Source organism: Psychrobacillus psychrotolerans (assembly GCF_900115805.1).
GTDB lineage: Bacteria > Bacillota > Bacilli > Bacillales_A > Planococcaceae > Psychrobacillus > Psychrobacillus psychrotolerans.
Map to the genome: position 1 here is coordinate 432,180 of NZ_FOXU01000002.1, position 12,434 is coordinate 444,613.

General features: G+C 37.4%; 14 protein-coding genes and 1 riboswitch. Of the genes, 6 read left to right on the top strand and 8 right to left on the bottom strand.

Annotated elements, in window-relative coordinates; translation table 11 throughout:
* Nucleotides 1-48: 48 nt before the first annotated feature.
* The 7 genes from BM260_RS07130 to BM260_RS07160 all read right to left on the bottom strand — a co-directional run bounded on the left by BM260_RS07130 (nucleotide 49) and on the right by BM260_RS07160 (nucleotide 7,562).
* Nucleotides 49-1,080, bottom strand: coding sequence for a ribonucleotide-diphosphate reductase subunit beta (locus BM260_RS07130; protein WP_093536496.1), 1,032 nt, complete (start codon nucleotides 1,078-1,080; stop codon nucleotides 49-51).
* Entirely contained in the window at nucleotides 1,052-1,495 is a 444-nt protein-coding gene (locus BM260_RS07135) for a flavodoxin (protein ID WP_175496227.1), read from the bottom strand. The genes BM260_RS07130 and BM260_RS07135 overlap by 29 nt, the downstream gene beginning before the upstream one ends.
* On the bottom strand, nucleotides 1,495-3,720 hold the full coding sequence (locus BM260_RS07140; protein ID WP_093536500.1) for a ribonucleoside-diphosphate reductase subunit alpha: 2,226 nt from the start codon (nucleotides 3,718-3,720) through the stop codon (nucleotides 1,495-1,497). The genes BM260_RS07135 and BM260_RS07140 overlap by 1 nt, the downstream gene beginning before the upstream one ends.
* A 192-nt stretch (nucleotides 3,721-3,912) precedes the next feature.
* Nucleotides 3,913-4,090, bottom strand: a riboswitch (cobalamin riboswitch).
* 176 nt (nucleotides 4,091-4,266) lie between these two features.
* Nucleotides 4,267-4,704, bottom strand: coding sequence for a general stress protein (locus tag BM260_RS07145; RefSeq protein ID WP_093536503.1), 438 nt, complete (start codon nucleotides 4,702-4,704; stop codon nucleotides 4,267-4,269).
* A 330-nt stretch (nucleotides 4,705-5,034) separates the two neighbouring features.
* On the bottom strand, nucleotides 5,035-5,862 hold the full coding sequence (locus BM260_RS07150; RefSeq protein WP_093536505.1) for an undecaprenyl-diphosphate phosphatase: 828 nt from the start codon (nucleotides 5,860-5,862) through the stop codon (nucleotides 5,035-5,037).
* A 9-nt stretch (nucleotides 5,863-5,871) separates the two neighbouring features.
* Nucleotides 5,872-6,474 (bottom strand): DedA family protein, encoded by a 603-nt coding sequence (locus BM260_RS07155; RefSeq protein WP_093536507.1) that lies wholly within the window; start codon nucleotides 6,472-6,474, stop codon nucleotides 5,872-5,874.
* Complete coding sequence (locus BM260_RS07160) at nucleotides 6,474-7,562, bottom strand: metallophosphoesterase (protein ID WP_093536509.1); 1,089 nt, start codon at nucleotides 7,560-7,562, stop codon at nucleotides 6,474-6,476. Before BM260_RS07160 ends, BM260_RS07155 begins: the two co-directional genes overlap by 1 nt.
* Before the next feature lie 204 nt (nucleotides 7,563-7,766).
* On the opposite strand from BM260_RS07160, the gene BM260_RS07165 reads away from it, so the two are divergent.
* The 6 genes from BM260_RS07165 (at nucleotide 7,767) to BM260_RS07190 (ending at nucleotide 11,805) form a co-directional block, all read left to right on the top strand.
* A complete protein-coding gene (locus BM260_RS07165; protein WP_093536511.1) occupies nucleotides 7,767-8,123 on the top strand; it encodes a lmo0954 family membrane protein in 357 nt (118 codons plus the stop codon).
* Between the two features lie 13 nt (nucleotides 8,124-8,136).
* Entirely contained in the window at nucleotides 8,137-8,775 is a 639-nt protein-coding gene (locus BM260_RS07170; RefSeq protein ID WP_093536513.1) for a PspA/IM30 family protein, read from the top strand.
* 252 nt (nucleotides 8,776-9,027) lie between these two features.
* Entirely contained in the window at nucleotides 9,028-9,729 is a 702-nt protein-coding gene (liaF, locus tag BM260_RS07175; RefSeq protein ID WP_093536515.1) for a cell wall-active antibiotics response protein LiaF, read from the top strand.
* Nucleotides 9,726-10,814, top strand: coding sequence for a sensor histidine kinase (locus BM260_RS07180; protein WP_093536517.1), 1,089 nt, complete (start codon nucleotides 9,726-9,728; stop codon nucleotides 10,812-10,814). The genes liaF and BM260_RS07180 overlap by 4 nt, the downstream gene beginning before the upstream one ends.
* Nucleotides 10,789-11,430, top strand: a complete 642-nt coding sequence (locus tag BM260_RS07185) for a response regulator transcription factor (RefSeq protein ID WP_093536519.1) — start codon at nucleotides 10,789-10,791, stop codon at nucleotides 11,428-11,430. The genes BM260_RS07180 and BM260_RS07185 overlap by 26 nt, the downstream gene beginning before the upstream one ends.
* Before the next feature lie 87 nt (nucleotides 11,431-11,517).
* A complete protein-coding gene (locus BM260_RS07190) occupies nucleotides 11,518-11,805 on the top strand; it encodes a hypothetical protein (RefSeq protein WP_093536521.1) in 288 nt (95 codons plus the stop codon).
* A 106-nt stretch (nucleotides 11,806-11,911) separates the two neighbouring features.
* Here BM260_RS07190 and BM260_RS07195 read toward each other — a convergent pair whose 3' ends face one another.
* On the bottom strand, nucleotides 11,912-12,421 hold the full coding sequence (locus BM260_RS07195) for a GNAT family N-acetyltransferase (RefSeq protein WP_093536756.1): 510 nt from the start codon (nucleotides 12,419-12,421) through the stop codon (nucleotides 11,912-11,914).
* Between the last annotated feature and the right edge of the window lie 13 nt (nucleotides 12,422-12,434).

The window sequence follows — 12,434 nt, forward strand, 5'->3', positions numbered from 1 at the left end:
ATTTTTTGTTATCCTTATTTTAATCCATTAATAGTTTCCAATATTATATTAAAGATCATCAAATCCATTATCAATAGCATTTACTTTTACATATTGACGGGATTTTTGTTCAAAGAAATCTGTTTTTGTTCCATCAATATTATCTGCATAGGCACGTATCCATTTCATTGGGTTTTCTACATATTCAGGATATATTTCCTCCAAACCGATTAAACGTAACATTTTGTTAGCACGGTATTTAATATACCCATGCATTTCTTCTAATTCAATTCCCTCGATATCAGCCAATACATACTCCGACCATTCTATTTCTAACTCTACGGATTCTTTAAATTGTTCGTATACCCATTCAATTAGCTCTTCGTTATTCAGTTCAGGGTTTTCAGAAAGAGTCGCTCTAAACAGTTCCGATATAAATCGTCCGTGCTCTAGCTCGTCTCGGTTTATATAGCTAATCATTGTAGAAGTCCCAACCATCTTGTTATAGCGAGCAAGATTATAGAAATAGGCAAAGCCTGAATAGAAAAACAGTCCTTCTAATAAGGTAGTGTATGTTAACGTTTTTAATATATTTTCTGTCGTCGGGTTTTCTACAAAGTCATTATAATACTTCGCGATGTTTTTATTTCGCTTGAGTAAAATTTCGTCTGTTCTCCCAAATTCAAATGCCTTATTTTGCTGATCAAGCGATACGATAGAAGATAATACATACGAATAACTTTCATTATGCACCGCTTCTTGCTGTGCAATTACCGCCATGATTGATTGGACTGACGGGTCGGTTGCGTAAAGCGATAATAACAGTGCTGTACGTGTTTGAGGTGCATCCAATGTCGCAAGCAAGCCAATAATTTTCAAATAGGCATCCTGCTCCGACTGACTAAGGCTTGCAAACTGCTTTATATCATTGGACATATTGATCTCATCTGCCTGCCAGTAATTACCTAGCAAGCGCTTGTACATCTTATGCCAGTGTGGGTACGCAATATCATTCCAATTTAATATTCCACTTGACTGGCCGTTGAAAATCCCAGTCGATTTGTTTGGATTTCTAGGTTCTAATGTTTTTGCCTTCTGCATGTTCCAAAACTCCTTCTAACCATTTACTTACCAGCCTCTCCTGGCTGCCTCTCGGTGATTGCTCAATTTTCAAACCCGGATAATCACTGTTATAGAAACGAGCTAATTTGTTTACAGCATTACAAAACAAATCATCTCCACCAAACTGTGTGTCCCCAGTCCCAAAGATATAGACATTGTTAGGCTTGTCACCAACTTCTCTTGCAAAGTCCTTCATTTCCTCGGGCGTGCTTCCTTTATCCCAAGTAAAAGTTCCAAGAAAAATAAGGTTATATTCAAACAAATTTGGTACTGCTCCATAGCCAATACTATACATATCTATTTCAAAGTTGCCGGCTTCCAATTGCTTCTTCAATAGATCCGCTACTTCCTCGGTATTACCGCTATAGCTTAAATAGCAAATGATCACTTTCATTAGCTTGAACAAGAGTCACAATCTACTAATTCAACTGAAGTGGAACGCACATAATAAGTTGTTTTCAACCCGCTATTCCATGCATCTAGATGTAAATCTAATAATTCTCTTGCTTTGATTGTGTTTTGCACATATAGGTTTAATGAAACTCCTTGGTCGATATGACGCCCGCGTGCAGCGTTTTGTTTAAGCGTCCAATGCTGATCGATGAAATACGCTGATTTGTAATACCATGTAGTCTCAGAATTCAAATCTGGTACAGTGACCGGAATTTTATAATCCTTCTTCTCTTCCGAGTATGACTTCTGGAATATAGGATCTATGCTTGCAGTACTTCCAGCTATGATCGATGTTGAAGAGTTTGGAGCAACTGCCATTAAATATCCGTTCCGTATCCCACTTTCCCCTACAATATCCCGTAATTCATTCCACTCTTTACTATCGTATTGACGATTGTCAAAATAAACTCCTGTTTGCCAATCTGACCCTTCAAATAATGGATATGCTCCTTTTTCCTTCGCAAGCTCCGCAGAAGCTTTAATCGTTAAGTATGCAATTTTTTCATACAATGAATCCGCAAGCTCAACCGCTTCATCCGATTCCCAGCGAATACTCTTTAGTGCAAGTAAATGATGCCATCCAAATGTCCCAAGCCCAATCCCTCTGTACCTAGAATTTGTACGTTCCGCCTGAGGAACTGGAATCATATTAAGATCAATCACATTGTCGAGCATCCGAACCTGAATTTTTATAAGCTTTTCTAATACATCTGCCGGAACTGCATTTCCTAAGTTTATAGACGACAGATTACATACGACAAAATCCCCTGGTTTACGACGAGTGACAATGATATCGTCTTCAATTTGAATCGACTCAAATGTAGTTGCACTTTGGTTTTGGAAAATTTCCGTACAAAGATTACTACTATAAATCATCCCTGCATGCTTGTTAGGGTTGCTGCGATTGACTTCATCGCGGTAAAACATAAACGGTACTCCTGTCTCTAGCTGAGAACGCATAATTCGCTTCATCAAGTCGATAGCGGGAACAGTTTCACGAGACAAGCGATGATCGCTAACGCATTCCTCGTACTTTTGGCGGAATGATCCATCGCCACGTTTTTCATCATAAAAGTCCTCCAAAGAGTAGCCTTTAAGCTGACGGACTTCATGCGGGTCAAATAAATGCCATTCCTCTCTAGCATCGACTTTCTCCATGAATAAATCGGGCAAACATACACCAGTAAAAATATCGTGCGCTCGTAGTCGTTCATCACCGTTATTTAAACGTAAATCTAAAAATGTAAATATATCTTTATGCCAAACATCTAAATACACAGCTACTGCCCCCTGGCGTTGCCCAAGCTGATCAACACTTACTGCTGTATTATTAAGTTGTTTAATCCAAGGAAGCACACCACTGGAAGCACCAACAAAACCTCTAATAGAAGATCCACGGCTACGCACTTTGCCCATATACACACCTATACCCCCACCAAATTTGGATAGGGTTGCAACGTCCGTATTGCTATCGTAGATTCCTTGAAGGCTATCGTCTACCGTATCGATAAAGCAGCTAGAGAGCTGTCCATGAGGCTTACCTGCATTAGATAGTGTTGGTGTTGCTACTGTCATATATAGGTTGCTCATCGCCCAATAGGATTCTTTTACTTTCTCTAAGCGATTTTCTTGCTCATCCTTCATCAGTGTCATTGCAATAATAAGCCAACGTTCCTGAGGCAGTTCGACTATTGTTTTATCAAAGTCCTTCGCTACATAGCGATCCAATAGTGTTTTTAGACCGATATAAGTAAATAAATAATCTCTTTCCTGTACGAGGATTTCAGATAGCTGCTCTAGTTCTTGTAGTGAGTATGCTTGTTTAAGACGTTTATCGTAAATACCTTTATCACTTAACAGTTGAACATTACTAGCAAACTTTGTGTACACTGCATCCACAGTTGTGTTTCTTCTCTCAGCTACTTGTTCATACACCTGCGCTAAATGAACTCTTGCTGCTACAAAGGTCCAGTACGTTTCTTGTTCATCTAGAAAACTTAATGCTTCTAGTGACATTGACTTCGACCAAGCAGCTATTGTACCTTCCGGGTGTTTTTGCATCCATCTTTCATGGGTTTTTATAAGAGGAGCAATTTTTTCCTCCCCAAATTCTTTTGTTAGATTATGTAGGACTTCTTGTTTCGTTGTGTTTGAGATGATTGTCATTTGAATTCCTCCTATTTTTTAAACGTTTATAGTTATGTGGCACTCCCCTCCAAACCACAAAACAAAAAAGCGACGACACAGCCATCTTCGGCTGAGACATCGCTCAAAATTAAAAGTGTAGGATACAACAAGACATATCAATCATTCGAGATAGAGGCCTTCGCTCCCACCTCTCAACCCCCGAAGAAAGTGTTGCTTACCGATGAAAAGGCAGGTCTACTGGCTCGTGTTTCATCCTTCTGTTGTCCTTCCCACGATCACTCGCAGTGGCTATTCAACAGTCGTCCACACTTACAGTTGCGGGGACAGCTTCGGCATTTTACCGAATTCCCTTTTAAACCATAAAGGTACCTTTTCATCGTTAACATACTATATATTGTGTTTAGTTCATTTATATAATCTAACATATTGTGTTTAACTGAGCAACTCCTAATTCAAGCTGTCAATTCTCTAGGGGAACTAATACATCAAGTGATTCAGTGATTTTTAGCTAAAATCACTTGATATTATTTTTGCAAACATTACATTTGACCATTCAATCGACCCTCACTCTTTAGGGTGAAGAAATACCAGGATTTTACCATCCTGCGCTTCATTCGAATAGAGTTCAGCTTCATTATCTGGAACTCCAATTTCCATAAGAGCATGTTTTAATCCTCCAGAACCAGAGTTGGCTCCTACTACTGCTCCGCCAATTGTTGTAATAATTGGACCTGCAGCCAACACAGCACCAAACCCTGGGATTAATATAGTGGATAACCCTGCTATCACCCCTGCTATTCCAATTGCTCCTCCAGTTACAGCTCCAACAATTGCTCCATCCTTTGTGGAGGGTTTTAATTCTTGTGTGATTTCAGATGTTTCATTTATATTTTTAGCAATAACTGAAATTTCTTCGGTTGTATAGCCCTTCGCTTTTAAATCTTCCACAACTTCAGCCGCTTGTTGTTCATTTTCGTATACGCCAACAATATGATTCTTCATTAAAAATTACCTCCTGATTGCTTTTCCTATGTATTCTTTACCCGTTCTTTAGTTCTTCTAGACACCTACAAGCTTCAATCTTTATATAATTTAAGTGAGCACGTTCACAATCTTTTATTTCAACATAAATATCCAGTAGTAGGGACAATCATTATCCAATATTGATCCTTTTCCCTTAACAAATTCTTTCTTTTAAAGAGAGACGCGCTTTTCTTATTTCACTAAGTAGTCCATATCAAATCCACTCAAAAAAAGCACTGCCAGAGGCAATGCTTTTTCCCTATTGTTTTGTCCCACTCACGAACTACTTAATAAAATTCGCCAACTTATTTAAAGAAATACGATAACTGCAAGAACCACTGCTAAAATAATGCGATAAATTGCGAACGGCATTAATTTAACGCGTGAGATTAATTTCAAGAAGAACTTAATAGAAATAAGTGCAAAAACAAATGCACTAATAAATCCTACTATATAAAAACTCAAGTGGTTCATATCAATATCTTCCCAGTTTTTCAAAACAGATATCAAACTTGCTCCAGCCATAATCGGAACAGCCATGATGAATGTGAAGTCTGCTGCTGTTTTATGATTCATTCCGAATAATACACCACCAGAAATGGTAGCACCTGAACGTGAGAACCCCGGCCATAACGAAAGACATTGTACTAAACCTACTTTGAAAGCTTGTGCATATGTAATTTGATCTAGACTTACGATAGAAGGATTTTTTGGTCCAAATTTATCAGCAATAATCATTAAAATAGAACCTGCTATAAGACTAAATATTACGGTTTCTACACCAAATAAATTCTTATCGATAAAATCTTCTAATAGAACTCCCAATACTCCCGCTGGAATAATCCCAACAATAACATGAAGCAAGTTGAACTGTTTACTCGATTCTTCTGTATCAATTTTATACAAGCCGACTAAACTGAATAATCGCTTCCACATCACTACTACTACTGCTAAAATAGAACCCAATTGAACAACAATTTTAAATGTATTAGCAGAATATTTCCCTAAAAAATCTTCCGTCTTCAACCACATATCATCGACAATAATCATATGTCCCGTAGACGATACCGGTGCAAACTCTGTCATTCCTTCTACAAATCCAAGTATAAGTGCTTTTAATAACTCTAAAATTTCCATAAAATCTCCTTAATCTCGTTTTTTAAAGTACCAAATCAGAAATGCAATACCACAAATAGCTATAATGGTATATACAATATTGGAGTAAATATCCATATATCCAACAATTTCATCCCAGTTATCTCCAACCGCCGCTCCTACCGAGACTAATACTGTATTCCATATTAACGTTCCAAGTGTCGTAAATAGAAGAAATAATCCAAACTTCATATTCGACATCCCTGCAGGAATTGAAATAAGGCTTCTCACCAGTGGTATTAATCTTCCGAAAAAGACTGCCCAGACTCCATATTTATCAAACCAAGCGTCGGCTTTATGAATATCCTTAATCGTTAATCGTAGGAACTTACCATACTTCCCAACAATTTTCTCCAACCGCTCCACATCTAAAAGTAACCCGATACCATACAAGATAGTCGCACCAATGACAGAACCGGCCGTGGAAGCAATAATAATACCAAGCTTCGTCATGCTAGTCATCGTTGTCATATATCCTCCCAAGGTTAAAATCACTTCAGAAGGAATTGGCGGGAAAATATTTTCTGCTAAAATTAATAAAAATACTCCTAGATAACCAAACTGATTCATCCAGTCTGTAATCCATGCTTCCATTATACTTCCACATCCTCTAACTTAATGTTTATTGACCATAGCTCTGATTGACTACCTAACCTTATAGGTGGTCCCCAAAAACCAAATCCAGAAGATACAATTGCATGTAAACTTCCCTTTTGCCTATACCCATAATCTAATTCAAAAATCCTTCTTGTAAATAAATGATTGGGCCACATTTGCCCAAGATGTGTATGACCGGACACATGAAAATCTACTTTTTCGTTCTCAGGTATTAATAAATTAGACGGTGTATGGTCCATTACAAACCATGGTAAATCCTTTTCTTCCGGAGCTAACTCAGATAATTGCTTTCTGTTTTTGTTCGTTATGTCTTCACGACCCGTCAAATAGAACGAATCTGCTACTAAAATAGTTTCATCTAATAACATGTGAACGTTGGATGCTTCCATCTCTTCTATTAATAGAGGAATTTTCTTTCCATAATATTCATGGTTTCCAAGCACCCCGTATATACCATACGTAGATTGTAGCTGTTTCATAACTTCGGACATACCTTTTTCCACAAACCAAATTGGATCATCATCGACTAAATCTCCTGCTAACAACACTAAATCTGGCTTCTGAGCATTTGCTTTTTTCACAAAGCGAGTTAAATGTGCCTTATTGGATAATAAACCAAGGTGGAAATCAGATGCAACTACTACTTTAATAGAATCTGGTTTAGAGCCCTTTTTCGGCATTACGATAGAAAGCTCACGAACTACCGGTGTGTATGCGTTATACGTGCCAAATATTAAAACAAAGAGGAAAATCCCACAAACTAACCATCCTATTAAATTTAGATGTGTTGGGAAAATCCACAAAAGTATGGTCGCAATTGGGAAAAGAATAATCCCATACTGCATGACAATAAACCAGTAGGACCCTATTATACTAAAGAGTCGCAGCTTATGACTGATTCTCCCAATGAAAAATCCAAAAGCAAGTATTCCCCAGACAAAACTAAATAACCAAGTATTTATAGGAAGATAAAGATCTAACCACTTGGCAACTCCCCAGCCAAAGTAAAATACGATTGCAGAATATAAGAGGATTACTACTGCTGCTCCAGCGATTCTTTTCATGTATCATTTCTCCAATGTATGTATTTTTCACTTAACAAAGTATCGGATAACGAGTAGATTCCTGACTACTTTTTCATAAGTATAGCAGAAAATGTCTTAGTACCCCTAAGGCTCAAGACCGATAAGAAAATCAATTCTAAGCCCGTTTGGATTCATTTCTAATATTGGTAAGCTTGTAATACAAACGAGAGGAGGAACAAATATATGAAAAAAAGATTTGGTTTATTAACACTAGGAATTATTGCAGGGATTGTAGCATTAGCTAACTTAGGTTCGCTCTTAGCTCTTGGGGTCTCCGCAGCAATCGTTTTTGCAGGGGTACATTTTTACTTAAAGAGTGATTCAACCTTCTTGAAAATCTTTTGGGCAAGCGTAGGAATCCTTGGTTTAATCAGTGCCGTTGTAAACGTGCCTGGATTCTTCGGTATCTTAGCAATTCTAGCGGTTTGGTATGTAGTGAAGAAATGGAACAACGAAGAGGTAAATTTTTCATCTTCAATCGTTAAAACAGATGACCCATTTGTAAACTTTGAAAAACAATGGAACGAGCTTTCAAAATAAGGAGGAAATGAAAATGACATCACTATTAAACAGACTAAAATACTCAATAGAAGCAGACTTACACAAGCTTTTTGACAAAAAAGAAGAAAAAAATCCGATTGCAATGCTTAACCAATATATTAGGGAAGCAGAGAAACAAACAGAACAAACTGGTAAATGGTTAGAGCGTCAAGGAAACTTAAAGCAAGAACTTGAAAAAGAATTAGTGGAAACGATGCAGATGGTTGAAAAACGTAAAAACCAAGTAAATCTAGCAACTGCAAGTGGTGAGGAAGACTTAGCTGCTTTCGCCTTAGCTGAAGTAACAGCTTACGAAGAACGTGCCATTGTACTGCAGAACAGTATTCACCAAACAACGGAAGAGCTTTTCGGTTTAGAACGTAAATACGAAGAGATGAAACATAAAATTAAAGACATGAAAGTTCGCCAATTACAATTGATGGGAAAAGAAAATGTAACTCGTGCACACCATCAAATGGATCGAATTCTACAACCTGAACAAAAAGAAAAGAATTTCGGTACTTTCGAAGACATGGAACAGTACATCGAACGTCTGGGCCAAAAGATTGAAAAAGAGCATGAAGTCACTTCGATGGAACAGCGTTTACAAATGTTAGAAAAAAATGCACAAACTAAAGAAGAAATTGTGTAAACTATAAGAAAGGCGCAAGACGCCGCTTTGCTGCGAAAAGCACTGGAAGACTTGAAGTAAAGGCGCCCTTTGCCTTTTCAGCAAGTCTGAAGTGATCGAGCAGTTGGCGTCTGGAGCTAGACAAATAGAAAAGCGTAGAACATATTAAAGAGGAGGAGGCACTCGCCTTCTCCTTTATCCAGGTTCATCTAGCCATTAGCGGAACCCGCTGATGGAATTTTCACCTAATGCGAAGAAGGAGGAATACTCATTATGAAAGAAAACCAAACGAACAAGTTAGCTTTTATACTCATTTGTTTTGTTTTCCTTATGTTCATAGAGGCTACAATTTTCGGGAATGGCAGTATTGTATTAGTTCTTCTTGGCATCGGGATGATGTATTTTAGCTTGCGAAAACGTACCCGCTTTTTATTTTGGACTGGATTTATTCTTTTGATTATAGCGATTTTTTCTATGTGGAGTTTGCGACTTCTACTTCTCGCTATAATGGGGTACATCCTGTATAAACTCTGGAAAAATGAACCTATTCAACATATGGTCCGACCATTTGACACAGTATATAAAGAAACTCCAAATAGTATTATACAGAATAAGTTATTCTCTTCTCAAACAACTCCCTTTAATGCTTACGAGTGGCAAGATGTCCATGTGCAAAGCTTTTATGGAGAACAAGTGATTGATGTAACACAAACAGTATTGCCAAAAGGCCTATCTTTTGTTTCCGTTCGCCAGTCCCTTGGAAAGGTGACCATCTATGTACCATACGAAATTCCAGTAAGACTACATTTTGCAACGATAATCGGAGAGGCGGACATCTTTGGTCGTGGCGTTCAACGTCTATGGAACCAATCTGTTCTAGTGAAAGATGGTTATTTAGACGACGTTCTGTATGCTTCAGAGCTAGTCATTACTGTATCCACATGGATTGGGGATATTGAGGTGATCCGCAAATGAAAATTATTTTGGGGCAAGGTTTCTCTATTTTTTTCACCTTATTATCACTTGCAGCACTTTTGCTTTATGCACTATGGGGTTGGCCCAATGAAAATGCTTGGTGGTCCTTATTAGAATTAAAGTACGCAGAGGTGCCTTTTGGTGCTTGGATTATTATCATTCTTGCTATTATAAGTTTTAGTTTTTCACTGAATACACTACTAAAGGTTAGGGATCAGGAAAAGAAGATCGATATTAGCCTTCGCCCTTTGCTAGCGGCCGAGGCATTTGAACCAACAAAGAGGAAATATACGTACTCTAAACGATTACATGTTACTACAACACAGTTAGAGCAACTTATCATAACTCAGCGTAAGACATTACAACGCATTACGAATGAAAAAGCAGAGGACCAAGATAGAGTTATTCAAGAGAGAATCGTGCAAGAAAGACAGCGACTGGCTAGAGAACTACATGATTCCGTATCTCAACAATTGTTCGCTGCGTCTATGCTTTTGTCTGCTATGGTAGAAATAGAAGAATCACAACATGAAAAAGCCCCAAAAACATTGTTACAAACAGAAAAAATAGTTCAACAAGCACAATTAGAAATGCGAGCATTATTACTACATCTCCGTCCAGCAGCCCTTCATGATAAAACGTTAAAAGAAGGTTTGGAAGAACTACTTATAGAATTACAAGAAAAAGTATTTTTCACGATTCGTTATCGCTTAGAAGATGTCCCTTTGTCAAAAGGAGCAGAGGATCATCTTTTCCGAATTGCACAGGAAACGTTATCCAATACACTGCGACACGCAAACGCAACTGAAGTCGATATATTATTCGTGGAACGAGATAATCTTGCTATTTTCCGAGTTCAAGATAATGGAGTAGGATTTGAACAGGTCGATTCCAAAAACGGCTCTTACGGGTTGCAAAGTGTACAAGAGAGAGCTGTGGAAATTGGTGCAACAAGTAAAATTGTTTCTGTTCCTTCTCAAGGTACAATTGTAGAAGTGAAGCTACCGATTGAGAAGATAGATATTGAAACAATCCAGTTGGAGAAAGGAGAGCAAAAAAATGATTCGAATCTTATTAGCGGATGACCATGAAATGGTACGTATTGGTGTTTCCGCTTACTTACAAGCACAGCCTGATATGGAAGTAGTCGCTGAAGCGGTAAATGGAAAAGAAGCTGTGGATATGGCTCTAGTGCACAAGCCTGATATTATTTTGATGGATATGGTTATGCCGATTATGAATGGTGCAGAAGCTACACGGGAAATTGTCGGACAATGGCCAGAAGCGAAAGTAATGATAGTCACCAGCTTTATAGATGATGACAAAGTATATCCAGCACTCGAAGCTGGAGCTATCAGTTATTTGTTAAAAACGTCAAAAGCCTCTCATATTGCAGATTCTATACGTAAAACCTTGAATGGAGATGCTGTATTAGAACCTGAAGTAACCAATAAAATGATGAAGCGTATGCGTCAAGGATCGGATCATGCTCTCCATGAGGATTTAACAGACCGAGAACATGAAGTACTTTTACTAATGGCAGAAGGCAAAACAAATCAAGATATAGCAGACACTCTTTTTATAGCATTAAAAACAGCAAAAACGCATGTCAGTAATATATTATCAAAACTCGAGGTAAGTGATCGTACACAAGCCGTAATTTATGCATTTGAACATAAAATGGTTCCCACAAAAAAATAACTAATTCATTATCGCCATCATATGCTATTAAAGGAAAACTTCCTGTTAAACCGGGACAAAAAGATAGCATAAAGGATGTTAGTGCGCATGAACCCACTAGACCCTAATGAACAGCAGGAGAACGAGAGTGAGCAACAGGCTAATCTAGCTGCAAAAGTAGGATTTCTAGGTACTGTTGTTGTAACGATTGGGTACATTATTGAAACCATAGGCGAAGGCATTGCCCTTTCGGAGCTGGCTCAAGAAGAAAAGAATATAGAACAAAAAAAGCAAGCAAATCAACAGCAGTTATCAGATATTCAAAGTAAACTGGATTATTTGATAAAGGAAATAGACATGATGAAAAAAAAGGATGACCATTTTAGAAGATGGTGATCCTTTTTTATTTGGCTCATTAAAGTTATTTAGTTATTTTTTTTGTTTATAAAACAAATGCTATCCTTAGTAAAACTGCTCGACTTCAAAAAAACCATATGTAAAACTAGATTTTTAAAATATAGTAAACAAATTTCAGCATCTGACCATTCATTTCAAACTCTTCACTACTAGTTTCTATTCTTTCAAATCCATTTTTCTCTAAAACTCTTTGGGATGCTATGTTATTAGTTGTTGTTTTGGCTTTAATCTGTTTTATGTCCTTCCCAGTTACTGTTTCTATTAATAATTTCAATGCTGTATTGGCAATTCCCTTTCCTGTGTATGCCTGCCCCACCCTATAACCGAGGTAACCGATTTTATCCGATTTCTCTATATCCACTAAATTAATTCTTCCTAGAATTAAGCCTTCCCTATTTTTTATTAAATAGAAATATGAATCATCATTAACTTGTTCTTCAAGTAAAGTTTTATGGATTTTTTTAAAATTCTCTGGGTTATAGAAATTATCTCCACGCGTAGGTATCATTTCCTCAAAAAAAGTTCTGTTTTCAAGTTCAAAATTAAACAAATTTTCTTCGTCTGCCACATGTAATTTTTCAATAAATATATTCATTTGAACAAACCGC